Raw genomic sequence first — 23,685 nt, forward strand, 5'->3', positions numbered from 1 at the left:
CCCGGCCGCTTGAGCCAACGGCTCGCGGCACGTGGGGCCGGGCTAGAAGGGGTTGGCGCTGTAGACGACGGCGCCGCCGTAGTGCGGCGACGAGTGGCAGGCGACGCCGACGGTCGCCTTGGCGCGCTGGCGGTCACCGGCGCGGCCGGACAGCTGCAGGTAGCACTCGAGCATCTGCGGGACGCCGTGCATCCGGCCGTTGCCGAGCGCGCCGCCCCCGGACAGGGCGGGCAGGCCGTCCGGCGAGTCGGCGTCGAGTCCACCTGAGGCGGCAAGACGGTGCGCCTCGCCGACCGGGCACAGGCCCAGCACCTCGAGCCAGAAGTAGACGAAGGGTGAGAAGCCGTCGTAGACCTGCGGCAGGTCGACCTCAGCGGGCTTGACCCCGGACCGTTCCCACAGCCGGCTGGCGAGGCCCGTGCCGGCGTCCATGATGTCGTCGAGCGGCCAGTGCAGCGGCAGCCGCCGCCTCGGCGGCAGGCCAGCGGCGGCCCCGGACACGTACACGGGCGCGTTGGGCAGGTCCGCGGCGCGCTCTGCCGAGGTGAGGACGAACGTCGCCACGCCGTCGACGGGGATGTCACAGTCGAGCCGGCAGATCGGGTCGGCGAGCAGCGGCGCCGCCAGGTACTCCTCGGCACTCAGCGGCCGCCCGCTCCAGTAGGACCAGGGCAGCCGGGCGCCGTTCTTGCGCGCCTCGACCAGCACGGCCGCCATCGACTCCCGGCTCGCCCCGTAGCGCTGGAGGTACTCGTTGTACGGCAGGGCGATCATCTGCAGCGGCCCGAAGAAGCCCTGGGGGGCGGTCCACTGCTGCCCGCCCGAGGCCTCGGTCATCGGGTTGGCGTGGTAGCTGCCGACCGGGTTGTGCAGCGCCCGGTGCAGCAGGACGTAGTCGGCGGCGCCGCTGGCCACCGCGTTGACCGCGAGGCCCACGGCGCCGGTGAGGGCGCCGACGCCGTCGAAACCGGCCGTGTAGCCGGCGTCGGCGCCGAGGTGCGCGGCCATCCACTGCGCCGACACGATCGACGTCCCGTCCGTGACGGCGTGCGCGCCCGAGGTGGGGAACAGCGAGGCGGTGACGAAGCCGTCGACGTCACCGACGCTCAGGCCCGCGTCGGCGATGGCCTGGCGGGCGGTGTCGACCGCGAGGGCGCCCAGCGGCTGGGCCGCATGCCGCTGGACCCGGCTGTGGGCGTAGCCGACGATCGCGACCTGGTTGCTCGCCGGCGAACGGCCGCTCATCGCGCACCGGCCAGCTGGAAGGCGGGGATGGCGACCCCGTCGGCCACGTCCTCGAAGACGACCGTGACCTCGTCGCCGATCCGCAGCGGAACGTCGGCGCCGTCGAGAAGCCGCCCGATCAGCCGTAGGTCCGCCTGGTCGGCGAGCTCGACGTCGACCAGCAGGAACGGAACCTCGAAGCCCGGGAGGAACGACTGGCGGACCACCGTCCACGACCGGACCTGACCCCGCCCGCTCACCGGCTCGAACCGGAATCCCGGGTCGGTGCTGCCGCACAGCGGGCAGACCGCCTCCGGCGGATGGGTGAACCGGCCGCACCGGGCACAGCGGGCGAGCGTCAGCTGATGCCTGGCCGCCGCGGCCCAGAACGGCTCGGACTGGGAGTCCGGTGCCGGCACCGGCCGGCGCGCCGGCGTGGCCTCGACGCTCGTCGGCGCGGTCACGGGATCACCCCGGCGTCCTTGAGCTCGGCGATGCCCTCCCAGGTGCGGCCCAGCTCCAGCAGCAGCTCCTCGGTGTGCTCGCCGTGCTCCGGAGCCCGGCGCAGTGGCGGCGGCCGTTCGTCGAACTGCACCGGCACGGTCGGCAGCCGGTAGCTCGACCCGTCCTCGACGGCTACCTCGCCCAGATAGTCGTTGGCGATCACCTGGGGGTCCGTGAGCAGCTCCTCGACGGCCTGCACGGGCGCCCACGGGGCGTCGATCCCGGCCAGCAGCGCCTTCCACTCGTCGAAGGTGCGGGCAGCGAACTCCGTGTCCAACTCGGCGACGCAGGCGTCCCGGTGGGCGTTGCGGGTCTTCAGGTCGGCGAACCGCGGGTCGGCCGCGAGGTCGTCGCGGCCGACGAGCTGGCAGAAGGCCTTCCAGTACCGGTCGGCCTCCAGGAAGACGAGCTGGATGTGCCGGCCGTCCTTCGTCCGGTAGGTCCCGACCAGCGGGTTCGGCCCGCCGCCGCGGCCCTCGACCGGCCGTGGCTGACCACCGCCCAGCGCGGAGAGCAGATCGGACGACAGCGTCCACATGGCCGTCGCCAGCAGCGAGACGTCCACGACCGACCCGGAGCCGGTGCGTTCGCGGCGCAGCAGCGCGGTGACGACGCCGAACGCCAGCGCCATGGCCCCGTTCCGGTCCCCCATCGCGCCGCGCTGGCTGATCGGGTAGTCCCGCTCCGGCGGGCTGAGTACATGGGCGACGCCGCCGCGCGCGAAGAAGGCCGACGAGTCGTACCCGGGAAGATCGGCGTCGGGGCCGCGGGCGCCGTACCCGTGGCCACGGGCGTACACGAGCCGAGGGAACCGCTCACGCAGCGCCGCCGCGTCGAGGCCGAGCCGGGTGAGCGCCCCGGGCCGGAAGTTGGTCAGGAAGACGTCCGCGGTCGCGAGCAGCTCGTCGAGCACGGCGCGGCCCTGCTCGTCGCGCAGGTCGAGGGCGATCGAGCGCTTGCCCCGGTTGGCCAGCGCGACCGACAGGTTCACCCCGCCGCTGTCGGTCCCGATGCCCTGGGTGGCCAGACCCCGGTAGGGGTCACCCTCCAGCCGCTCGACGCGCACGACGTCCGCGCCCCAGTCGGCCAGCAACGCCCCGGCGACCGGCACGAACACCCACTGCGCCAACTCGACGACGCGGACGCCGTCGAGGGCGCCTAAGTCCGCGGGCTGGTCCATGGTCGGGCTCCTCTCGGTCGCCGACCCCAGCGGTTCGCGGAGGTGGCCGGGGTCACTGTAGAACGTGACTCTCGTATCTGTGAAGACCTAATTCTTCTGAAGACGAGAGCTTGACGTCAGTCTCGAATGTTGCGAGCATCCAGCCGCCGCGTCGAGGACCCGGGATGCCTGTGACCACGAACCTCGGAAGGAATCCGCCGTGGAGTCAGCCGCACAGACCCAAGCCAGCCCGACCGGCCAGGCAGCCGCCTCGGGCGGTCAGCCGCAGGACGTCAACCCGAGCATCGGGGCCAGGGTGAGCCAGCTGGCCGCCGCGCGGCCGCACGCCGTCGCCTTATGGTCGGTCGGCCTCGACGGCGGCGAGTCGTCGTTCACCTGGGCGGTGCTGCACCAGCGGTCCAGCCAGGTCGCGGCCGCCCTGGCAACGCGCGGCGTCGGCCCCGGGGATCGCGTCGGGCTCGGGCTGCGCAACTCCCCGCAGTTCGTGTTCGCCGCGTTCGCGGTCTGGAAACTCGGCGCGGTGCCGGTCCCGGTCCGCTGGGACGTCCCCGACTGGGAGCTGGCCCGCGTCCTGGAGGTGATCGCGCCCCGGGTTCACCTGGGCGCGGACGACCTCGGCTGGATCGACGCCACCGAGAACGACGAGGTCCCCGACCTGCCCGACGTCACCGCGCCGCACCTGCAGGGCATCTGCTCGTCCGGCTCGACCGGGCTGCCGAAGGTGATCGTGAACGAACGCCCGGCCGTCTACGACGCCAGGGCCTCCGCGCCGATGATCGCCGCGTGGCGGGAGGTGTCACGGCCGCAGCGCATCCTCGTGCCGGCCCCGATGTACCACGCGAACGGGTTCACGACGCTCTACAACCTGCTCGCGGGTGACATCCTGGTGCTGCTGACCAAGTTCGACGCCGCCCGCGCCGCGCACGCGATCGAGCGGCACCGGATCACCCATTTCACCGCCGCTCCGACCATGCTGCAGCGCATCGCCGACCTTCCCGGCGTCGACGACCGCGACTTCGGCAGCATCGAATGGATCATCCAGGGCGCGGCGCCGATGCCGCCCTCGCTGGTCCACCGGTGGGCGAGCCTGATCGGCCCCGAGAAGATCTTCATGATCTACGGGATGACCGAGGGCCTCGGCTACACCGCCCTGTTCGGCGACGAGTGGATGGGCCACCAGGGCAGCGTCGGGCGGGGCTTCCGCGGCACCGAGGTCCGCATCCTCGACCCGGCGGGCCAGGAGCTGCCGACCGGCGAGATCGGCGACGTCTACCTGCGGATGCCCCGGTTCGACGGCTACCACTATCTGGGCACCGCGCCCCGCCTGCCCACGACCGAGGACGGGTTCGTCACCGCGGGCGACATGGGTCACCTCGACGCGGACGGGTATCTCTTCCTCGCGGACCGGCGGGTCGACATGATCATCACGGGCGGCGCGAACGTCTTCCCCGCCGAGGTCGAGGCCGCCCTGATCGACCATCCCGGCATCGCGGACGTCGTGGTCATCGGCCTGCGCGACGAGGAGTGGGGCCGCCGGGTCCACGCCCTGGTCGAGCCCACCGACCCGGCGAACCCGCCGAGCACCGCCGAGATCATCGGCTACGCCAAGGGCAGGCTCGCCGCCTACAAGGTGCCCAAGACCGTCGAGCTGCTCGACCGCATCCCCCGCAGCGAGGCCACCAAGATCAGCAGAGGCGCCCTCGTCGCCGCCCGCGGCGGCTGACCTGTGGCCTGGACGGACCGCGCCGCGGACTGGTCCCCCTCGGTACAGCGCTCCCGTGGGCGCACCATCGCGCAGGCCACGGGCATCGTCGAGGCGGCCCGTCGCCTCATCCGGGGCAGCGGCCGGGACTTCACCACCCAGGAGCTCGCCCGCGAGGCCGGGGTCGCGCTCCAGACCTTCTACCGGCACTTCCCGAGCAAGGACCAGCTGCTCGCCGCCGTCATCGAGGAGGAGATCGCCGAGAACGCGGAGCGGATGGCCACCGCGGCCCGCGACCTGCCGGATCCGGTCGCCCGGCTGCGGTCCTATGTCGAGACCACGCTGGCGAGCATCCAGGGTGACGCCGCCGGCGCGACCGATCCGGCCAGGATCCTGGGCGCGCGGTTCATCACCGCCGAGCACTGGCGGCTACGCCAGCGCCTGCCCGAGGACATGGACCGCGCCATCCAGCCCATGATCGACCTGATCGGCCGCGAGGTTGCCGCCGCGCGGGCCGCCGGGCTGCTGCGCCCGACCGGCGCCGGCCAGGACGCCTCGCTCGTGACCATGCTGCTGATGACCGTGTTCCACCACTACGCCTACGCCCCGCTCGGCGAGCGACCCGACGGGATCGTCGAGCACGTCTGGGACTTCTGCCTGACCGGGCTCGGGGGCGGCCAGGCGGGCGATCAGCATCAGCCGACGGAGGACCGCGATGTCGGACAGACCCCAGGAAGGTGAGGACCAGATGTACGGATCCGATTCCCCGGCGGCACCTCGGTTACGCGCCGACCACTCGTTAGCGGCGGAGACCCTTTCGGGCGCCGCCCTATGATCACGGCGTCGCCCCGGATCCCGGGCACCCTGCAGGAGATGCTGTCCCCCGCATGGCTGGCCGAGGCGCTCGGCCCCCAGTTCCCCGGGATCCAGATCCAGGCCGTCACGACCGGCCCCATCGTCAGCCGCGTCGCGACGAATCTCCGTTTCCACGTCGACGGCCAGACCCCGGACCTGGATTCCTCCTCGTTGGCGCTGTGCCTGAAGGGGATGTTCACCGAGTCCGGGGCACTGCTCGCCGGCACCGGGACGCACGAGGCCTTCTTCTACCGCGACCTGGCCGCCGCCACCGGCGTGCGCACGCTGCACGCGGTCTACGCCGACGTCGACCCCGAGCGCGACACCGGGCTGATCATCACGGACGACGTCGTCGCCGAGGGCGCCGTCTTCCTGGACGCCCTCACCCCCTACACGCCCGACCAGGCGGCCGAGAGCCTCGCCGAACTGGCCCGGCTGCACGCCGCGACGTGGCGCGCCCCCGGCCTCGCCGAGGTCGACTGGCTCGCGCCTCGGATGACCAGCCACCTGGGGCACCGCGGCTTCCCCGAGATCCACGGCAACTTCACCGGCCCGATCGGCGCCGGCGTGCCGGCCGAGGTCCGCGACGCCGCGCGGCTCGTCGAGGCCTACCGGCGGCTCGCGGCCGCGGTCGAGGTCGCCGAGCCCTGGTGCGTCATCCACGGCGACCCGCACGTCGGCAACCTCTACCTCGACGCGGCCGGCCGGCCGTCGTTCCTCGACTGGCAGCTCGTGCAGCGCGGGCCCTGGTACGTCGACGTCGGCTACCACCTCGCCTCCGCGCTGTCGGTCGCCGACCGCCGCCGCCACGAGGACGATCTGCTGCGCCACTACCTGGAGCGGCTGCGCGCGGGCGGCGTCGACGCGCCCGCGTTCGAGGACGCCCAGGCCGGCATCCGCCGTGGCGTCGTCGCCGGCTTCTTCCTCTGGGGCATCACCCTCAAGGTCAAACCGGCGATCACGACGGAGCTGCTGACCAGGATCGGCACCGCCGTGGCCGACTGGGACTCCCTGGCCCGCACCCTCGCCGACCCGGACTGACCCCGACACCGGCGCCCCCGCCCGCGAGCCACGCCCCGGTCCCAGCCAAGGGTGCGGCTCGCGGGCGGCGGGTCGTCAGCTCCCGTCCTGGTCCAGCACCAGGGGCAGGAAGATCGTGTCGACGATCTCGACCAGCACCTGGTCGGGCACGGGCGCGAGCGTCATGAGGAACTCGTGGCGCAGCAGGTCGAAGGGCAGCGCCCGCAGGCGGTCGCTCAACCCCTCCGGGCCGATCTCGCCACGGGCCGCGGCCCGGTCGAACAGCACGTCCACGCTGCTCCTGCGGCCGTCGTGGGCGAACTGGCGCAGGTCGGCCGGGCTGGTACCCGTCTCCTGGTAGTAGCCGGCGAGGTGGACGCTCAGGATCGTCGCCAGCTGGACCCGGGTGGCGTTGATCTCCCGCATGAGGGTCAGGACGTCGCCCCGCAGGGTGCCGGTGTCGGGTATGTCGACGCGGTCACGGTCCAGCGCGTGGGTCACCGCCGCCCGGACGAGCTCGTGCCGGTCGGGCCAGCGGCGGTAGAGCACGGGGCGGCTGGTACCGGCGCGCTGGACGACGGCGTCCATGGTGAAGCTGGCGTAGCCGTTCTCCATCAGCTCCGCCCAGGCCGCGTCCAGCAGCGCCTCGTCCAGTACCGCGCCACGGCGCCGTTCCGGCATGGTCTCCCTCGCTCCACCTAAGAAACACTTGTGTGTCTTAGATCCGTCCCGTAGCGTCGAGGCCGTCAAGATACATGCCCGCATCTTAGGTGGCCGCCCATGAGCGCTCCCGGTCGGACCGAAGCCCCGCCCGCCGCGGCAGACCCGGACCAGATCGACCCGGCGGTCTGGCGGACGGCGTTCACCATCATCGTCGGGACGCTGGCCGTCGTCTTCGACACCACCATCGTCAGCGTCGCGATCAATGACCTCACCACGGCGCTGCACGCCTCGCTGTCCACCATCCAGTGGGTCAGCACCGGCTACCTGCTGGCGATGTTCGTGACGATCCCCGTCGCCGGCTGGGCCCAGTCCGCGCTCGGCGGCAAGCGGCTGTGGATTCTGGCGCTCGGCGTCTTCTTCGCGGGGTCGGTGCTGTGCGCGACCGCGTGGAACGCGCCCAGCCTCATCGCCTTCCGCGTCGTCCAGGGCATCGGCGGCGGCATCATGATGCCCCTCATGATCACCATGATCATGCAGGCCGCCCGCGGCCACAACCTCGGCAAGGTGATGGCGACCGTCTCGCTGCCCGCCTCGCTCGGGCCGATCCTCGGCCCGGTCCTGGGCGGGATCATCCTGTACCTGGGTGACTGGCGCTGGCTGTTCCTGGTCAACGTCCCGTTCTGCCTCGTCGGCGGCTGGCTCGCGCTGCGCAACCTGCCCGACGACCGCCCGGCCCCCGGCAGCCGCACCAGGCTCGACGTCGTCGGCCTGCTCCTGCTCTCCCCCGGCGTCGCCGCCGTCATCTACGGCCTGTCGCGGGTCGAGGGCAGCGCCGGGTTCGCCAGCGCCGAGGTGCTGGCGCCGCTGTTCGCCGGCCTGGGCCTCGTCGGGGCGTTCGTCGCCTGGGCGCTGCCCCGGGCGGGAGACGCCCTGGTCAACCTGCGGCTGTTCCGGCACCGCTCGCTGGCGTCGTCGTCCGTCGTCGGCTTCCTGCTCGGCATCACGCTCTACGGCGCGCTGTTCCTGCTGCCGCTGTACTGGCAGCAGGTCCGCGGCGAGGACGCGCTGGGCGCCGGCCTCCTGATGATCCCGCAGGGCGTGGGCACCCTGCTGTCCCGGCGTCTGTCGGGCAGGTACACCGACCGGTACGGGCCTCGCTGGGTCGGCCTGGTCGGCTTCGCCGCCGTCGCCCTCGCGACCGTGCCCTTCGCGTTCGTCACCGCCGACACCAGCAAGGTACTGCTGATGGCGGCGCTGCTCGTGCGCGGGGCCGGCGTCGGCGTGGCCACCATCCCGCTCACCGGCGCGGCCTACATCGGCCTGGGGCACAGCGAGATCCCGCACGCGAGCATCGTCATCCGCGTCGCGCAGCAGCTCGGCGGCTCGATGGGCGTCGCGGTCCTCGCGGTGGTCCTCCAGCACGCCGCCGGCGGCGCCCACACCCGGGCCGCGCTGACGGGGGCGTTCGGCGAGGCCTTCTGGTGGTCCGTCGCCTTCACCGCCGCGGCGGTCCCGATCTGCCTGCTCCTGCCCGGCCCCACCAGGGCGGCCCCCACCGTGGACCCGGTCGAGGTCGAGTCCGCGGTCCCGGCGTAGGCGCGCCTCGCTGTCCTGGAGATGACGCTGAGGGTGAGGAATGACCAAGCGCGTCATACTGGGACGAGAAGGGATTATCGCGGCTCCGTGAGACGGAGGGCTCGTCATGGCGGACGTCGCGGGGGTGGAGCCGCTCCAGGACGGCGACCCGAGGCAGGTCGGCCCCTACCCGCTGTCCGGTCGCCTCGGGGTCGGCGGGATGGGCAGCGTCTACCTCGGCCACACCGCCGAGGGCAGCCCCGTGGCGATCAAGGTCATTCGCCGGGAGTTCGCCGAGGACCCTGACTTCCGTCGCCGCTTCCTGCGGGAGGTCCGGGCCGCCCGACGGGTCGCCAGGTTCTGCACCGCCGAGGTGCTCGACGTCGACGTCGAGGGCCCGGAGCCCTACCTGGTCACCGAGTACGTCGAGGGGCCGACGCTGGGCACGCGGGTGCGACAGGACGGGCCCCTGCCGCCGGCCGAGCTCGAACGCCTGGCGGTGGCGGTGGCGAACGCGCTGACGGCCATCCACGCGGCGCACGTGGTCCACCGCGACCTCAAGCCAGCCAACATCCTGCTGTCCCCGTCCGGGGCCCGGGTCATCGACTTCGGGATCGCCCACGCGCTGGAGTCCACGACCCTGCACACCCGCGGCGGGATCGTCGGGACGCCCGCGTACATGGCGCCGGAACAGGCGCTGGGCCTCGACCTGACCCCGGCCGCGGACGTGTACGCGTGGGGCGGGGTGGTGCTCTACGCCGCGAGCGGCCGTTCCCCGTTCGGCGAGGCCGCCACCCCGGTGCTGCTGCACCGGGTGGTCCACGACGAGCCGGACTTCAGCTGCCTGGAGGGCGGTCTGCTGGCGTTGGTGCGCCACGCGATGAGCAAGGACCCGGCCGCCCGGCCGAGCGCCCACGAGTTGCTGCTGACGCTCGCGGCCGGCTCGGACGTCGACGTCTCCGCCTCCCAGCCACTCAGTGCCTCCCAGCCACTCAGTGCCTCCCAGCCGGTCATGGCCGCCACCCGCGCGACCGGCGCCGCGACTCCCGCCGCTCCAGCGGCTCCACCCAGTCCAGCAGCCGGTCCGACCACGCCGACCCCGTGGACCACGCCTCACCCCGAGCCGGTCCACGGTGGCACCGACCAACCCGGTTCCACTCACCTACCGGCCCCGGCCCCACCCTGGCCGATCGTGGACCAGCCACGCCCGCGGCACCGGGCGTTGCTCGCCGGTGTGGCCGTCGCGGTGGTCCTCCTGCTCGTCGGCCTTTTCGTCACGCTCTATCTGCTCAGCTCGCACGGCGACGGCGGGCCGGCGGGCCTGGCGAGCCAGAAGAACTCCACGGCGGCGCCGGCCGGCCCGACCGGCAAGCCGGAGTCCGGCGGCCACGCGGGCGCCGGATCGAGCCCTCTGGCCGGGACGACCGCGGCGGCGGCCACCCCGCCGGCGCCGTCCTGGTCCTGGCTGGTGTTCAAGCGCTTCGCGGCCGACAGCTCGATCAACGACAGCCCGATCGTCGTCGTCTCCCCCGACGGGACCGAACGGCAGCTCGGCACCGGCGACGCGCCGTCCGTGGCCGCCGACGGGCGCGTCGCCTACGCGGGGGTCGGCGGTCAGATCGTCACCGTCCGGCCCGACGGCACCGACGCGCGCCAGCTCGCGACCAGCGGCGACAGCTCGGCCGAGTACCCGGCCTGGTCCCCGGACGGCACGCAGATCGCCTACTTCCGCAACACCGGTGGGCTGTACCTGATGCAGGCGGACGGCACCGGAGCGCGGCGGGTCGCCAGCGTGCACGGGCTGGAGACCGCCTGGTCGCCCGACGGGCGCGAGATCGTCTTCCGCGACCCGGACTCGCAGACCCTGAAGATCGTCTCGATGGCCGACGGTTCGGTACGCGCCCTCACCGGCGCTCCGCACGACGGCGCGATCCCGGTCGAGCCGTCCTGGTCGCCGGACGGGAAGACGATCGTGTTCGGCTCGGACGACGGCGGGATCTACGCGATCGCGCCGGACGGCACCGGGCTCCACCAGCTGGCCGCGGCGGGTTCCTGGCATCCGACCTGGTCCCCCGACGGCCGGGTGGTGTTCGTCCGGGACACGTCCGCGCGCACCTTCTTCTCGACCACCGGGCGGGTCGAGTCCATGAAGCTGGACGGCTCCGACGTCAGATCGGTCGGCTCGGTCACCGCGAGCGGTCCCGTCCAGTGGGCCCGCGGCTGACCGTCCTGCGCCGCTACCGGGCCCAGGCCGTGTTACGTTCCATTTGAACACTGGTCAAATGGAGGGGCGCCGTGGAGCTGAAGAAGTACGGGCCGTGGGCGCTGGTCGTCGGCGGCTCGGAGGGCATCGGGGCGAGCTACGCCCGGAAACTGGCCGCCCGGGGATTCAACCTGGTGCTCACGGCCCGCAAGACCGCTCCCTTACAGGCGTTGGCCGACGACCTGACCGCGGCCGGCACGCGGGTACGCGTCCTGTCGGTCGACCTGAGCGAAGCGGACGCGCTGGAGCGGACCAGGACCGCGACCGACGACCTCGACATCGGCCTGCTCATCTACAACGCCGGCGCCAACAGCGTGCGCGGCGACTTCGTCGACCTGGACCCGGCGGTCTACCGCTCGGTCATCGCGGTCAATGTTCTGGGTCAGGCCGAGTTCGCGCATCACTACGGCGCCCTTATGTGCGCGCGGGGGCGTGGCGGCATCATCCTTTCCGGCTCGCATGCCAGCTTCATGGGCGCGCCGACTCTCGCCGCCTACTGCGGTTCCAAGGCATTCAGCCGGGTCTTCAGCGAGGCGCTGTGGATCGAGTGCGAGAAGCACGGGGTGGACGTGCTGCACCTCAGCGTCGGCTTCACCGCGACTCCGGCGATGGCCCGGCTGGGATATCCGCTCGACGCCGCCCAGTCGCCCGACGAGGCCGCGCAGGAGGCCCTGGACAACATCGCCAACGGCCCGCTGTGGATCGCGGGCGGGCAGCCGTCGCTGGACACCGCGACCAGGCGGTCCACGGTGACCGGACGGGCCGACGCGATCCGGGCCTTCGCCACCCCGGGCCGGTTCTGACGCCAGGCGCGGCGGTCAGCGGCCGGGGCCTCCTCCCGCGCCGCCCTGCGGGGGTTGGTTCGGCACGCCGGGGAACAGCTCGGCCGTCGGTCCCACGGTCACGTCGCCGCGCAGCTTGGTGACGAGGTGGGGCGTGAACACGGCGCCGTACAGCAGGTTGCCCAGCACGATGACGGAGGCGACGGACAACGCGGCCGCGCGGGCCGGGGTCTTCGTCCTGCGCTCGGCCCAGGCGTCGATGACCGTGCGGCCGTCCGGGTCGGTCCGCCCGAGCAGATAGGTGAAGACCATCATCTGCACGCCCATCGCGAGGGCGTCGTACAGCGGGTACTGGTGCTTCGTTCCCTCGAACATCGCGAGGCCGGGGATGACGCGGCCGTAGTAGAAGACGCCGGCGCGGACGCCGAAGACCCCGTTGAAGAGCAGCGCCCAGGCGTAGCCGACGACGAGCCCGACGGTGAGCAGGCCGATCGGCCGTCGCCACCCGAACCTCGCACGCAGCCGCCGTTCGAGCGCGACGCCAAGAAGCGCTGGCAGCACGAAGTACTCGATGTAGCCCAACGGCACCGACACGGGCAACCCGCCCCACGTCAGGTTCAACGGCCACCACGAGGGCATCCGCGGCAGTCCGGGCGCGAACTGCGCGTACATCGCCCAGTCGTACGGCGCCTCGATCCAGGAGAACGAGACCGCAGAGATGCATAAGAGCAGCAACGGGTGCAGACGCCGCCGGCGAACGGTCAGCACGATGCCGGCCGCGAGAAAGGACAGGCCGCCGGCATAGGCGAACACCTGGCCGAACACCAGCGCGGGCGTCAGCTTGTCGCTCACCGGCCGCGCCCGTCCGTTCGAGAACGCCGCATCTCGGGATCGGATCGCAGCACCACAACATAGACAAGCGCGATCAGGACGAACAGCGTGCCGAGCATGATGACCGCACCCATGACCGTTCTGCCGCCCCTCAGTCCTGGCCGAAACGATCGACGAGGTGCGAGGTCACGCCGTCCGGGTCGAGCTGGCGGGCGACCAGGTAGCCGGCGCCCATCCAGCCGCGGCGGGTCCACCTGCCGAACGACAGCCGGGTTCCGGGCGCGCCGGACGCGGCGGGGAGCATCTTGACGCGTTCGAGCGCCTCCTTGACGCCTCGCGGGCTCAGCGGGTGCGCGTCCGCGAACGCGTGTAGCAATACCGTGGCGAGGTCGTGGTTCACCACCGGCACGCAGTACTCCGGGCGTCGGCCGTAGGTGGACTCGTACAGGTCGAGGAACCGCTGGCCGTGGCGGTTCCCCTCGTCGTACTGGTCGATGCCGGTCCAGCCCAGCATCGCCTGCCACAGGACATCGTTGATCCAGGCGTTCTGGAACGCGGTTCCCATGAAGCGCGGCGGGTCCCAGCCGAGCGCCTTCAGGGCTGGATTGATGAAGACGACGCCGAAGCCGAAGCCGCAGTGCACCAGCGCCTGCGCCTTCGCCTCGTGCAGCCGGCGGACATTGTCCCCGACGTCCTGGGCGGTCTGGGCGATCCACTCCTCGGCGACGACGCGGATGCCCTGCTCGGCACACGCCCTGCGGAAGTTGCGGATGTAGGACTCGCCGACGAGCGACCGCTCGATGAGGCAGCCGACCTCGGTGTGGCCGCCTTTCGCGAGCAGCTGAGCCCAGAAGATCGGCTCGTCGGTCAGCGACCCCTGCGGCAGCGAGAACGTCCATTCGCCGAGCCAGTCGTCCGTGCCCGTCACACTGATCGCCGGTACGTGGAACCGCTCTTCGATCGCCTCGCGGGCCGGCACGCAGTTGTCGGAGATGGCAGGCCCGAAGACCGCCAGGCAGCCCTCGTCGACGAGCTCGCCGTAGGCATCGATCACCGCCTTGACGGAGCCCTTCGGCAGTCCCTCGACCTCCCGGAAAACGATCTCCACCGGCCGGTCGATGATTCCCGCCCTGCGGCCTTCCTCGAACACCAGCTCGAAGGTCTGGTGCAGGTCGTCCCGCTGGTCCTTCGGGTAGCCCTCGGGCAGGCGGAAGTCAAACAGGTAGCCGAGCTTGATTGGCTCGGCGCTGCTCTCGTACGACACCGGTACTCCCTCGGTCACGCGCGCGCTGACGCCCGCGGTCATTGCCTGGACTGGTTCGTCACGACGAGACGGTCACGCCGGGGACAGGCGTCCCGCAGATCGGGACCGCCCCCTTGACCGGCTGGAAGACCCTCCCGGTCAGCTTCACGATCCAGGTGCAGTTGTCGACCCCGTTGACCGCGTTCTCGCGGTCGTTGACGTCGAGCTTGTGGTCGCCGTAGAGCCCGGCGGCCGTGAAGTCGTGAATGTTCGCGAGTGCCGTCAGGAGCGTCTGTTGAGTCACTCCGCCGCCGGTTCCCTTCAACGCATCCACGAGAAGAGCCATGGAGACATATCCCTGGTACTGCGCGAAGGTGGGTTCTCCGGTGACGCCGCCACTCTTCAGGTCGTCGACGAACTGTTTCGTGGCCGCGGTTCCCATCTCGACAGGCTCGAAGCCGAGCAGGAAGTAGACACCCTGCGCCGCCTGCACCGCGCCCGGACCGGCCTGGGTGAGGTCACCGCCGTAGCCGGTGGGGATCAGCGCCACCTTGAGGGACACGCCCTGGTCGCGAAGCGCGGTGATCAGCGCGAACGCGGTGTTCGGCTGGACCGACATGACGAGGCCGTCCACCCCGGCGTTCTTCATGGCGAGCACGGTGGGGCCCACGTCGGTGCTCCCCAGCGGGAACTTCGAGTTGAGGTACGCGACGTCGACGCCCGCCGCGCGTGCCGACGCGGCCCAGGCCTCGGAGGCGAGCGACGACGTCGGAACCGCATAGCCCAACGAGGCGAGCCTGGCCACGCCCTGCGCCTTGAAGAACGCGCCCACGGTGGTGGCGACCCTCGTCGGGTGGAGCGCGCCGTAGATCGAGAACATGTTCTTCGCGGTGATCCACTCAGTCGCGTCCTCGGCGGGCCCGATCACCGGCACGTTGTGCGCGGTGAGATAGTCCGACGCGGCGAACGTGAGGGCGGAGTTGGCGATGACGGCCAGCACGTGCTTCTGGGTCACCAGCAGCTGCGCGGCGGCCAGCGTTCCAGCCGGGGTGGTCTGCGTGTCAGCCACCACGTATTTGACCGTGTAACCACTGCGCGCCGCGAGGGCGACACCAGCCCTGATCCCCCCGGGCGTACTTCCGTGCACCGAGGACGCTGGCCCGGTGATATCGGACAGGACGCCGATGGTGTAGGTCCCCTTGCTGGCGACTCCCGACGTCGTGGCGGCCGGGCCGCCGGACGACCCCGCCGAGCCACAGGCCGCCGTGGCCACGACCAGGGCGATCGCCGCGGCTAACCGCCCGGCGCGTCGGTCGCGGGCCGCCCGTCGAGCCCGCCGAGCGAGGTCGTGGTGCAGCCGCATCGTCGGTCTCCTCAGGTTCGCAGGGAGCCGGGTCGGGGCAGGCCGATCGCACTCCCCAGCAGGGCTCGGAAGATCCGGTCCGGCAGCAGCCCGCGGCCGGCGAGCAGCAGGCGAGCGTCACCACCCACCGGGCGACGGGCGAAGGGAGCGCGGTCGCGCAGGGCCCGCGCCAGTCCCGGCGGGAAGTCCTCCGGAGGGCTGACGGACCGCAGGATGCGCTCGCCGGCCCGCGCGAGCGCGGCGTGCAGCTCGCCGTAGGGCCCGGCGGGGTCGGCGTAGGTGACGGTCTTGTCCAGCCCGGTGTCGAACGCCCCGGGCACGAGCACGGTCACGCCCAGCCCGAAGGGGGCGATCTCCTGGGCGAGGGCCTCGGCCCACCGCTCGAGGGCGCCCTTGGAGGCGGAGTAGGCGCTGGTCGTCGGCATGCCGCGCACGCCGGCCGCGCTGGACACCACGACGATCCGGCCATGCCCGGCCGCGCGCATGGCGGGCAGCAGCTCCTGGGTGAGCTGGACCGGCCCCAGCACGTTGGTGGACAGGACCTGCCGCCAGACGCTGAGCGGCGTCTCCTCGACGCAGCCGGCGACCATGAAGGCCGCGTTGTGCACGACCGCGTCGGGCGAGCCGACCGCCTTCTCGGTCGCCCGCGCCGCGTCGGTGATCGACGCGGCGTCGTCGAGATCGAGGCGCACCGCGGTGAGCCGAGGGTCATCGGGCGCCGCGCCGGTGGCCTCGCGCAGGCGCGCCAGGCCCGCGTCGGGCGTCCGCATCGCGGCGACCACGTGCCAGCCCTGCCGGTGCAGGTAGGCGGCCGAGGCCAGCCCAAGGCCTCGGGACGCACCCGTGATCAGGACGCTGCGTGGCCGTCGCCGGTTCGACGGCTCAGCCATCAGCGCTGACCGTGCGCACGACGACGAGCGACATCGCGCCTCCATCCCAACGCCCCTGTGGGGCGAACAAAATGTTGTCCCGAAAGGTAGGGGCCGGAAAAGGTGGCGTCAACCGTTCACCGACCCGGCTTACGATCACGGTGTGTAGGCAGCTGGCGGCGCAGATCACGCTGCGCCGACGCTCGTTTGACCCTCGCTGCGGCCCCGCGGCCTCAGCCGGCGACGCCGCCGGCATCAACCGACGGGAGGCCTTGACCAAAAAGTTGTCCCGTGCCTAGCGTCGTAGCGTCGGGCCTAGCCGGAGCAGGCGCCGACGGCTGTCTCCAGGACGACGGCGGGCAGCCGCGCCGGGTACGCGCGCGACCGGGTTCAGTACCGTCGTCGCCAGGAGCGGGCAGAGGAGCGGAAGCGGTGGCGGTCGACGGGGCACGCAGGGCCGAGATCCTTGACGCGGCCGCCGCACTGTTCGCCTCCACCGGCGTCCGCACGCCACTGCGGGAGATCGCCGACGCCTGCGGAATCCTGCCCGGCAGCCTCTACCACCACTTCGACTCGAAGGACGCGATCGTCGTCGAGCTGGTCAGGCGCTACCAGAACGACCTGGACGACGTCGCCCACGCGGCGCTCGAAGCGCTCCAGCAGCCGAACGACCGGCCACCGGCCGAAATCATCATCGGGCTCGGCGAGGCGATCGCCGCCTGCGCGGTACGCCACCGCGCCGCGCTGCTCCTCACCTTCTACGAGCCACCCGCCGGGTCCAGCGAGGAACTCGTCCAGCGCGCGGCCCGAGCGCCCATCATGATCCAGGCGGCCATGCTGGAGGCCCTGCGGGCGGGCCGGGCCGGCGGCTACCTGCGCGCCGGCGTGGACCTCGCGTTGCTCGCCGACCGGCTCTGCCAGAGCATGCTGCACGTCGGCATCGGGGTCTCCCACCGCCAGTCCGGCGGCCACCGCATCGCGGCCATCAAGTGCCGCATCCTGCTCGACGGCCTCGCGGTCGACGCGCCGGGCGACCAGGAGCTGGACCAGGCGCCGGCCTTTCTCGCGGCCAACAAGCTGATCACCGGCTGGGACGCGGACGCGGGCGTCGACGAGAACGACCGCGAGGCGGTCGTGCGGGCGATCGCCCGGGCCGAGTTCGGGCGCCGTGGCTACGAGGCGACCACCATCCGGGACATCGCCGCCGCCGCGGGCCTCGGCACCGGCAGCGTCTCGCGTGCCATCGGCTCCAAGGAGCGACTTCTCACCTCGATCATGGCCTCGTACGTCGCCCAGATCATGGCCGGCTGGCGGGCGGTCCTGCGCGCCCCTTCGTCCGCGGTCGAGCGGCTCGACGCCCTCATGTGGTTCGACATCAACCTGATGACCCGGTTCAGCGAGGAGTTCAAGATCCAGTTCGCCGGGCTCCGCGAGGCCCCACCGGACAGCCCCGACCTCGCCTGGACGTTCCCCACCCAGCTGCGCCAGGTGAAGTCGCTGCTGGCGGCCGGCATTCAGACCGGCGACTTCCATCTCGACGGCGCGTCGCTGGACCTGCGGGCCCGGTGCCTGTTCAGCGTGATCTGGATGCCGCAGAACATCGTGCACAGCGCCGGGACGCAGGCCGCGCTCGCCCTCTCCCGCGACACCGTCCTGCGCGGCGCGGTCGACCGCTCCGCCCGGCGCAGCGACCAGCCCGGCCGGATTCCCGTCTAGTCGAGGGTCCGAGGCAGGCCGAAGTAGGGGGCGATCGTGCTCTCGAAGCGGGTGATCTCGCGAACCTCGTCGCCTGCGGTGTCGATCACGAGGATCCCGGCGAGGTGCAGGCGGCCGGTGACCGGGTCGCGCAGGTACTCCCCCCACGCGGGCTGGCCGTTGGCGCGCACCGGCACCAGGCGGTCGATCCGCCGCCGTCGGGCCCGGATGGCGCTGAAGAACTGGTGGATCGCCACCCGGCCGCGGTACTCGAACGGCAGCGGGGGCATCCGTACCCACGCGTCGTCGGTCATGAGCGCTACGAGCGCGTCGACGTCCAGGTCGGTGAAGGCGGCGACGAAACGGTCGAGGAGCGCGCGTTCCTCGGGACTGCGGGGCGCGTGCGGCGGCGGGCCGGGTGAGCGGGCCGTGTCCATCGTCGCCCTGGCGCGCCGCAGGGCGCTGGTCACCGCGTCCTCGGTGAGCCCGAGCATGTCAGCGGTCTCGCTCGCGCGGTAGCCGAGCACGTCCCGCAGGATCAGGACGGCCCGCTGGTTCGGCGCCAGCAGCTGGACGGCGGTGACGAACGCGAGCGAGATCGCCTCCCGGGACTCATACCGAGCCTCGGGCCCCGGCGCCTCGTCGGGCAGGCCCTCGAGAAGGTCGTCCGGGTACGGCTGCAGCCACGGCACCTCGCCGAGGTGGGTCGGCTCCGGCCGCGGCGCGGGCAACGGCGCCGCTGGCACCGGGCGCCGCGCGGACGAGCGCAACAGGTTGAGGCACCGGTTGGTGGCGATCCGGTACAGCCAGGTCCGCACCGACGAGCGTCCTTCGAAGCCCGCGAGCCCCAGCCACGCGGACAACATCGTCTCCTGCACCGCGTCCTGCGCGTCCTGCAGCGAGCCGAGCATCCGGTAGCAGTGCAGGGTCAGCTCGCCGCGGCAGGGCTCGACCAGGCCCGCGAACGCGTCGCGGTCGCCGGCACGGGCGCGCTGGAGCAGTTCCGCCGACATCTGCCACCTCCACCTGGACGTCTCTGCTCGTACTGACACCAGGCGTGCGCGGAACTGGTCGCTGTCAGAGCGCCCAGTTTCCGACGAGCGGCGGTTCCTTTCCTTCGGACGACGTGTCCACGCCCACCAGGGCGCGATCGAAGGGAAGACGACGCGACATGTCAGTGTCACCAACCACTACCCCGACCGGAGCCGCGCCGGCCGCGGATCCCGCCGGGAGCAACCGGGTCCCGACGACCCGAGCAGCCGAGCCGGCCGCCCAGTCGCCGCGGCGGGCCTGGACGCTGGTCCTCGCCTCGCTCGGGGTGTTCATGACCGCGCTCGACACGCTGGTCGTCGCCAACGCCCTGCCCGCGCTGCGGGCGAGCCTGCACGCCGACCTCGGCGATCTCGAATGGACGGTGAACGCCTACAACCTGGCGTTCGCCGTCGCGCTGCTGACCGGGGCCGCGCTCGGCGACCGGTACGGACGCAAGCGGACCTACTGGATCGGCCTGCTCGGGTTCACGGTCGCCTCCGCCGCGGCGGCGCTCTCGCCGAGCGTCGGCGTGCTCATCGCGGCCCGCGGGGTGCAGGGCGTCGCGGCGGCAGCCGTCATGCCGATGACGCTGACCCTGATCAGCGAGGCCTTCCCGGCCGACCGGCGGGGCGCCGCGATCGGACTGTGGGGCGGCATCACGGGGCTCGCGGTCGCGCTCGGGCCGGTCGTCGGCGGTGCCATCGTCGGTGGGATCAGCTGGCACTGGATCTTCTGGCTGAACGTCCCCGTCGGCCTGGCGCTGGTACCGCTGTCCATCGCCCGCCTCCGCGAGAGCTTCGGCCCTCGGTCCCAGCTCGACATCGTCGGGCTGCTGCTGGCCGCCGCCGGGTTCTTCGGCATCACCTGGGGCCTGATCCGTACCAACCGGGTTGGCTGGGCCAGCGGGCAGACCATCGGCGCGCTGGCGGCGGGCATCGTCCTGGTCGGGGCGTTCCTGGTGTGGGAGCGACGCACGGCGACGCCCATGCTGTCGGTCCAGTTGTTCCGCTCGCGGGCCTTCAACGCCGCCAACGGGGTCAGCTTCTTCATGTACGCGTCGCTGTTCGGCGTGCTGTTCCTGATGATGCAGTTCCTGCAGACCGGGCTCGGCTACTCGCCGCTGGCCGCCGGCCTGCGGACCCTGCCGTGGACGGGCGCCCCGATGGTGGTCGCGCCCCTCGCCGGCGCCCTGGCCGACCGGTTCGGCAACCGTCCCTTCCTGATCGCCGGGCTGGCCCTGCAGGCCGTCGGGCTGGGCTGGATCGCCGCGATCGCCGAGCCAGGGATGAGCTACCGATGGCTGGCGGTGGCGCTCGCCGTCGCCGGGGTCGGGATCTCGCTGTGCTTCCCGACCGTCGCCAACGCGGTCGTCGGTTCGGTCCCACCGGCCGAGATGGGCGTCGCGTCGGGCACCAACAGCGCGGTGCGCGAGATCGGCGGCGTGTTCGGCGTCGCGATCCTGGCGTCCGTCTTCGCCGGCTCCGGGGTTTACACCTCCACCCGGACGTTCGTCGACCACTTCGCCACGGCCCTGTGGATCGGGGCGGCGTTCTCCGCTGTCGGGATCCTCGCCGCCGCGGCCGTCCCCGGCCGCCCCGCGACCAGGCCGGCCTCGACCGGAGGACGGCACGGATGACGACACCATCAGCGGCTCCCCCCGACACAGCGAACGCGAGAGGAACCACACCGATGAAGGACCTGACAGACCGGACCGCCCTCGTCGTCGGCGCGAGCCGTGGCCTCGGGCGCGGCATCGCCCAGGCCTTCGCGGCGGCCGGCGCGCCAGTCGTGGCGGTCGCCCGTAACGAGACGGCGCTCGCCCAACTCGCCGCCACCGACCCGCGCCTGCGCACCGAGGTCGCCGACGCGACCGACGCCGCCATGGCCGGACGATTCTTCGACCAGTACGAGCCGTCGATCGTCGTTCTGGTCGCGGGCGCCAGCCCGCTGATGCGTCCGCTGCACCACCAGACCTGGGAGACGTTCTCGGCCAACTGGCACACGGACGTCCAGATCGCGTTCCATTGGCTGCGGGAGTCCCTGCTGCGGCCGTTGTCCCCCGGCGCCCTGGTGGTCGTGGTCAGCAGCGGCGCGGCACTGGCCGGGTCCCCGCTCAGCGGCGGCTATGCCGGCGCCAAGGCCACCCAGCGCCTGATCAGCGGTTACGCCCGCGACGAGGCGGACCGCGCCGGCCTGGGCATCACGTTCACGACGGTGCTCCCCCGGCTCACCCCGCTGACGGCTCTCGGAGCTCCCGCGGTTCGGGCCTACGCGGCGCGTGGCGGCCAGACCGAGGAGGCGTATCTCCGCCAGCTCGGCGAGCCTCTGACACCTGAACGCGCCGGAACCGCGCTGGTCGACCTGGCCCGCACCGACCCCGCCGGAATTTCACCCGGCTACCTGCTGACCAGCGCCGGGCTGAAGGAGCTACCGCAGTAGCTCGAGCGCCCCTCCAGAGTCATCCCGCGTCACACAACAACGGACTAGTGCCGCATCTGGCAAGGTCGGCCTCGTCCCGAGACCGGCAAGATCGCTGTTTTCGCCCTCGCATGGCTGTAACCGCAGTGGTTTCGTGACCACGCGAAGGCCAAAACGACGATCAAGCAGGTGGGCTGACCTGGCCGGACCCGGCGCTAGGTCACGTGTAGTAAAAGAGAAAGCCGGCGGCGAGAACGACAGCTGGTCCTATCAGCACGCGGGGGCCCGGGACGAACAGGCCGCGCTCGACCCGGGCCTCGTCGGGTTCACGTTCTCGGCCGGCCTCGCGCAGCCCATTCAGCTCACTAGCGGACCGGTCGTTCGCCGTCTGCTTTCTCAGCAGGCTGATATTAGCGATCTCCGTGCCATAGGCCACGTAAGGGCGGTCCGCGGTCACGACTTCCAGGTACTTCCCCCGGCTGTCGAACCTGAGCACAGCGGCCCAGGGAATCTTCGTCTGGACGAGAGGATTCCGAATGATAATGAGCCTCTCCGTCGCCACAAGCTCGGGCCGGATGAAAAACAGCCAGGACAGGAACGCGATCGGAAAGAAGATCTCAAACGGTAACAGGATCCCGGCCGGATCCCGCTTGTCAGGGAAGGCCGCGAAGACCAGGTACATCGTCCAGGAGAAAACCACGATCAGATACCCACTGACCCGGTTCGTCTTGCTGTACCAGACCCGCTTCATCGACACCGAGAACTGCTCCTCCCACCTCAGACTTCTTCGAGACAGCCCTTGAGAGCCACCAGCGGCCGGCGTCAGCCACCCGCAGGATGCAGAAAGTAAAACGGAATTCCCAACACCAACATTATGAGTATATCCGCCCAGGAAGGCGCCATCAGAATATTGGAAATCACCTTGGGGAGTTTTTCTGAAATCTTCCGCGCACGCTGACGACCGATGATCACTATCGTGAACAGCACGGTTCCACAAGAAACACCAAAACCGACATCGCCAATTACACCTGCTGCGCGCCCACCAACAATCCGAATTGGAAGATAAACGGCCTCAGCCGCGAGAAATACTCCGACGCCAACGACAGGCCACGCCGGATCAAGGACATCGTTGAGCGACTCGATATCACCCGTCGATCCCACGCCACGCCTCACCCTGTCTATAGCAAGCAAGATCTCTGCGTGCTCAGAGAGCAGCCGTGCGGTCTTTTCCGCGACAAAGCATTGGAACCTGACCATCAGATCAGTGTGAGACCGTGGAGGATTTTTGATCGTCACCCACTCGCCCGTTCCGGTCATTGCTCCAAGCCGCCGGACTCGATCTTACCGCCGACCAGCCGTGACAGGAGGAGAAGAACTCTTCCATTACAGTCACAATTTCGGCGGACTCCACCGCCCGATGATCTGTGCGAACTCATCGCTTCGAGAGAACGGCACGGCAAGCATCGGGAAACGAACCTCGACTCCCTGAGCATCCGCGAAGACAACGGCGACTACTCCGCCAGCGACCCAGGCTCAGCGCGCGGATCAGGAGGTATACGCAGGGGTCAGCTGACGCGAACATCGGCGTCCAGCCCGCGGCTTTGGGCGGCCGGCTGTCGACAACGGCCAGGCCAAGGGAGGCCAGCCAGACCCCGAGTACGCTGACGGGCGGGCTGAGCAGTCCCGGCACATCAGCTATGAGCTCTCAGGGCGATGATTGCGAAGACGAGGCCAATTAATGGTGTCGAAGCAACCGCCCAGGCAACCGCCGAGCGGGCCGAAATTCTTGCCGGGAGCACCTGGCCAGAATTTCCGGGCACGTGATCTCCGAGGGACTGCGGGCTGCGGTCGGTCATCCGCGCGCCCTGGACCGCGCCCCAGGCCCGGCCGTCCCACCAGCGGTTCGCGGAGGGGTTGCGTGAGTCCGCGTACCAGCCGGCCGGCGGGATGGTTTCCAATTTATCACGACGGTTTTCGCCCGGGACGACCAGTTCGAACCTCCGGCCGCGAAGTCCGACGGGCTCGAGTCGAACAGGCCAGCCATCCTTGACGAGGGCGTCGACAACTCGCCTGGGTCGCAGCGCGACGAACGCGAGACCGAGCCTGTTCCCGTACCTGTCGAAAAAGGACACTGTCTTCCTCGTGCCGAGAATCAGGTTCCATCTCTCGCAGAGCACCATGGCGACGTCGGTACGATTGATCGCCGTGGTTCCAGAAAATGCGCGCGTCTGCTCACAGGATTCTGGAGCCACCGTCAGCCGGCACCAGTAGACTGGCGTTCTCTCGAACCAGAGGCGGATATAGGCGCCTCGGAAACTGGTAGCGCTCACTTTGCGCAACACTTTCCTAGTGGGACGATAGGATTGAGTCCGCGCAGAATGGCGACCAAGATCTTCTTCCCGGTGCCGGACCCGCCACGGGCTTCCCGGTTCGCAGCAGCTTTCTGCCAGAGTGTCCCAGATAGTA

At 71.2% G+C, this 23,685-nt stretch carries 21 protein-coding genes; 9 read left to right on the forward strand and 12 right to left on the reverse strand.

The features are described 5' to 3' along the window. Positions 1–42: 42 nt before the first annotated feature. Genes FRAEUI1C_RS22055 through FRAEUI1C_RS22065 form a run of 3 tightly spaced genes read right to left on the reverse strand, consistent with a single transcriptional unit; the run spans position 43 to position 2,908 of the window. Positions 43–1,245 carry a thiolase family protein gene (locus tag FRAEUI1C_RS22055; protein ID WP_013425556.1) on the reverse strand — a complete coding sequence of 401 codons (1,203 nt, stop codon included), beginning with the start codon at positions 1,243–1,245 and terminating at the stop codon, positions 43–45. Continuing rightward, positions 1,242–1,688, reverse strand: a complete 447-nt coding sequence (locus FRAEUI1C_RS22060; protein ID WP_013425557.1) for a Zn-ribbon domain-containing OB-fold protein — start codon at positions 1,686–1,688, stop codon at positions 1,242–1,244. The genes FRAEUI1C_RS22055 and FRAEUI1C_RS22060 overlap by 4 nt, the downstream gene beginning before the upstream one ends. Then, positions 1,685–2,908: a CaiB/BaiF CoA transferase family protein gene (locus FRAEUI1C_RS22065; RefSeq protein WP_013425558.1), complete on the reverse strand. Its 1,224-nt coding sequence runs from the start codon at positions 2,906–2,908 to the stop codon at positions 1,685–1,687. The genes FRAEUI1C_RS22060 and FRAEUI1C_RS22065 overlap by 4 nt, the downstream gene beginning before the upstream one ends. A gap of 199 nt (positions 2,909–3,107) precedes the next feature. Between FRAEUI1C_RS22065 and FRAEUI1C_RS22070 the strand changes: the two genes are divergently transcribed. The 3 genes from FRAEUI1C_RS22070 (at position 3,108) to FRAEUI1C_RS22080 (ending at position 6,506) form a co-directional block, all read left to right on the forward strand. Then, positions 3,108–4,631 (forward strand): class I adenylate-forming enzyme family protein, encoded by a 1,524-nt coding sequence (locus tag FRAEUI1C_RS22070; protein WP_013425559.1) that lies wholly within the window; start codon positions 3,108–3,110, stop codon positions 4,629–4,631. A 3-nt stretch (positions 4,632–4,634) separates the two neighbouring features. Further along, positions 4,635–5,351, forward strand: a complete 717-nt coding sequence (locus FRAEUI1C_RS22075; RefSeq protein WP_013425560.1) for a TetR/AcrR family transcriptional regulator — start codon at positions 4,635–4,637, stop codon at positions 5,349–5,351. Between the two features lie 90 nt (positions 5,352–5,441). After that, the gene (locus FRAEUI1C_RS22080; RefSeq protein ID WP_013425561.1) at positions 5,442–6,506 is read left to right on the forward strand and encodes a phosphotransferase; all 1,065 of its coding nucleotides are present in this window, start codon (positions 5,442–5,444) and stop codon (positions 6,504–6,506) included. A gap of 75 nt (positions 6,507–6,581) precedes the next feature. Here the strand turns inward: FRAEUI1C_RS22080 and FRAEUI1C_RS22085 are convergent, their stop codons facing one another. Beyond that, positions 6,582–7,166, reverse strand: coding sequence for a TetR/AcrR family transcriptional regulator (locus tag FRAEUI1C_RS22085; RefSeq protein ID WP_013425562.1), 585 nt, complete (start codon positions 7,164–7,166; stop codon positions 6,582–6,584). A 99-nt stretch (positions 7,167–7,265) separates the two neighbouring features. Between FRAEUI1C_RS22085 and FRAEUI1C_RS22090 the strand changes: the two genes are divergently transcribed. From FRAEUI1C_RS22090 to FRAEUI1C_RS22100, 3 genes are all read left to right on the forward strand, one after another. Then, positions 7,266–8,744 (forward strand): MDR family MFS transporter, encoded by a 1,479-nt coding sequence (locus FRAEUI1C_RS22090; protein ID WP_013425563.1) that lies wholly within the window; start codon positions 7,266–7,268, stop codon positions 8,742–8,744. Between the two features lie 106 nt (positions 8,745–8,850). Continuing rightward, on the forward strand, positions 8,851–10,947 hold the full coding sequence (locus FRAEUI1C_RS36555) for a protein kinase domain-containing protein (RefSeq protein WP_013425564.1): 2,097 nt from the start codon (positions 8,851–8,853) through the stop codon (positions 10,945–10,947). A gap of 71 nt (positions 10,948–11,018) precedes the next feature. Then, entirely contained in the window at positions 11,019–11,789 is a 771-nt protein-coding gene (locus tag FRAEUI1C_RS22100) for an SDR family NAD(P)-dependent oxidoreductase (RefSeq protein ID WP_013425565.1), read from the forward strand. A gap of 15 nt (positions 11,790–11,804) precedes the next feature. On the opposite strand, the gene FRAEUI1C_RS22105 is transcribed toward FRAEUI1C_RS22100, so the two are convergent. From FRAEUI1C_RS22105 to FRAEUI1C_RS22120, 4 genes are all read right to left on the reverse strand, one after another. Then, on the reverse strand, positions 11,805–12,620 hold the full coding sequence (locus FRAEUI1C_RS22105; RefSeq protein WP_013425566.1) for a spirocyclase AveC family protein: 816 nt from the start codon (positions 12,618–12,620) through the stop codon (positions 11,805–11,807). 130 nt (positions 12,621–12,750) lie between these two features. Continuing rightward, positions 12,751–13,863: an ABC transporter substrate-binding protein gene (locus FRAEUI1C_RS22110; RefSeq protein WP_041261222.1), complete on the reverse strand. Its 1,113-nt coding sequence runs from the start codon at positions 13,861–13,863 to the stop codon at positions 12,751–12,753. A 58-nt stretch (positions 13,864–13,921) separates the two neighbouring features. Next, complete coding sequence (locus tag FRAEUI1C_RS22115) at positions 13,922–15,205, reverse strand: ABC transporter substrate-binding protein (protein WP_013425569.1); 1,284 nt, start codon at positions 15,203–15,205, stop codon at positions 13,922–13,924. An 11-nt stretch (positions 15,206–15,216) separates the two neighbouring features. Next, positions 15,217–16,095: an SDR family oxidoreductase gene (locus FRAEUI1C_RS22120; protein WP_013425570.1), complete on the reverse strand. Its 879-nt coding sequence runs from the start codon at positions 16,093–16,095 to the stop codon at positions 15,217–15,219. Positions 16,096–16,506: 411 nt separating this feature from the next. Between FRAEUI1C_RS22120 and FRAEUI1C_RS41685 the strand changes: the two genes are divergently transcribed. After that, the gene (locus FRAEUI1C_RS41685; protein ID WP_013425571.1) at positions 16,507–17,790 is read left to right on the forward strand and encodes a TetR/AcrR family transcriptional regulator; all 1,284 of its coding nucleotides are present in this window, start codon (positions 16,507–16,509) and stop codon (positions 17,788–17,790) included. Here FRAEUI1C_RS41685 and FRAEUI1C_RS22130 read toward each other — a convergent pair. After that, entirely contained in the window at positions 17,787–18,782 is a 996-nt protein-coding gene (locus FRAEUI1C_RS22130) for a sigma-70 family RNA polymerase sigma factor (RefSeq protein ID WP_013425572.1), read from the reverse strand. The two genes, FRAEUI1C_RS41685 and FRAEUI1C_RS22130, sit on opposite strands and share 4 nt — an antisense overlap. Before the next feature lie 158 nt (positions 18,783–18,940). Here FRAEUI1C_RS22130 and FRAEUI1C_RS22135 point away from each other — a divergent pair, with 158 nt between their 5' ends. Together FRAEUI1C_RS22135 and FRAEUI1C_RS22140 are read left to right on the forward strand one after the other, a co-directional pair. After that, positions 18,941–20,437 carry a DHA2 family efflux MFS transporter permease subunit gene (locus FRAEUI1C_RS22135; RefSeq protein WP_013425573.1) on the forward strand — a complete coding sequence of 499 codons (1,497 nt, stop codon included), beginning with the start codon at positions 18,941–18,943 and terminating at the stop codon, positions 20,435–20,437. Positions 20,438–20,490: 53 nt separating this feature from the next. Further along, positions 20,491–21,240 carry an SDR family NAD(P)-dependent oxidoreductase gene (locus tag FRAEUI1C_RS22140; RefSeq protein ID WP_013425574.1) on the forward strand — a complete coding sequence of 250 codons (750 nt, stop codon included), beginning with the start codon at positions 20,491–20,493 and terminating at the stop codon, positions 21,238–21,240. 199 nt (positions 21,241–21,439) lie between these two features. Here the strand turns inward: FRAEUI1C_RS22140 and FRAEUI1C_RS22145 are convergent, their stop codons facing one another. The 3 genes from FRAEUI1C_RS22145 to FRAEUI1C_RS39700 all read right to left on the reverse strand — a co-directional run bounded on the left by FRAEUI1C_RS22145 (position 21,440) and on the right by FRAEUI1C_RS39700 (position 23,561). Continuing rightward, positions 21,440–21,976, reverse strand: coding sequence for a PH domain-containing protein (locus tag FRAEUI1C_RS22145; protein WP_013425575.1), 537 nt, complete (start codon positions 21,974–21,976; stop codon positions 21,440–21,442). 65 nt (positions 21,977–22,041) lie between these two features. Then, complete coding sequence (locus FRAEUI1C_RS39695; RefSeq protein WP_157735008.1) at positions 22,042–22,476, reverse strand: hypothetical protein; 435 nt, start codon at positions 22,474–22,476, stop codon at positions 22,042–22,044. 434 nt (positions 22,477–22,910) lie between these two features. After that, positions 22,911–23,561 (reverse strand): DUF2510 domain-containing protein, encoded by a 651-nt coding sequence (locus FRAEUI1C_RS39700; RefSeq protein ID WP_157735009.1) that lies wholly within the window; start codon positions 23,559–23,561, stop codon positions 22,911–22,913. Positions 23,562–23,685: the final 124 nt, after the last annotated feature.

This window comes from Pseudofrankia inefficax (assembly GCF_000166135.1).
GTDB lineage: Bacteria > Actinomycetota > Actinomycetes > Frankiales > Frankiaceae > Pseudofrankia > Pseudofrankia inefficax.

Bases quoted from the DNA above. Each gene is read 5' to 3' on its own strand.
- FRAEUI1C_RS22055 (WP_013425556.1), bottom strand. From the start codon at position 1,245: ATGAGCGGCCGTTCGCCGGCGAGCAACCAGGTCGCGATCGTCGGCTAC.
- FRAEUI1C_RS22065 (WP_013425558.1), bottom strand. From the start codon at position 2,908: ATGGACCAGCCCGCGGACTTAGGCGCCCTCGACGGCGTCCGCGTCGTC.
- FRAEUI1C_RS22080 (WP_013425561.1), top strand. From the start codon at position 5,442: ATGATCACGGCGTCGCCCCGGATCCCGGGCACCCTGCAGGAGATGCTG.
- FRAEUI1C_RS22085 (WP_013425562.1), bottom strand. From the start codon at position 7,166: ATGCCGGAACGGCGCCGTGGCGCGGTACTGGACGAGGCGCTGCTGGAC.
- FRAEUI1C_RS22090 (WP_013425563.1), top strand. From the start codon at position 7,266: ATGAGCGCTCCCGGTCGGACCGAAGCCCCGCCCGCCGCGGCAGACCCG.
- FRAEUI1C_RS36555 (WP_013425564.1), top strand. From the start codon at position 8,851: ATGGCGGACGTCGCGGGGGTGGAGCCGCTCCAGGACGGCGACCCGAGG.
- FRAEUI1C_RS22115 (WP_013425569.1), bottom strand. From the start codon at position 15,205: ATGCGGCTGCACCACGACCTCGCTCGGCGGGCTCGACGGGCGGCCCGC.
- FRAEUI1C_RS22120 (WP_013425570.1), bottom strand. From the start codon at position 16,095: ATGGCTGAGCCGTCGAACCGGCGACGGCCACGCAGCGTCCTGATCACG.
- FRAEUI1C_RS22130 (WP_013425572.1), bottom strand. From the start codon at position 18,782: ATGTCGGCGGAACTGCTCCAGCGCGCCCGTGCCGGCGACCGCGACGCG.
- FRAEUI1C_RS22135 (WP_013425573.1), top strand. From the start codon at position 18,941: ATGTCAGTGTCACCAACCACTACCCCGACCGGAGCCGCGCCGGCCGCG.
- FRAEUI1C_RS22140 (WP_013425574.1), top strand. From the start codon at position 20,491: ATGAAGGACCTGACAGACCGGACCGCCCTCGTCGTCGGCGCGAGCCGT.
- FRAEUI1C_RS39695 (WP_157735008.1), bottom strand. From the start codon at position 22,476: ATGGTCAGGTTCCAATGCTTTGTCGCGGAAAAGACCGCACGGCTGCTC.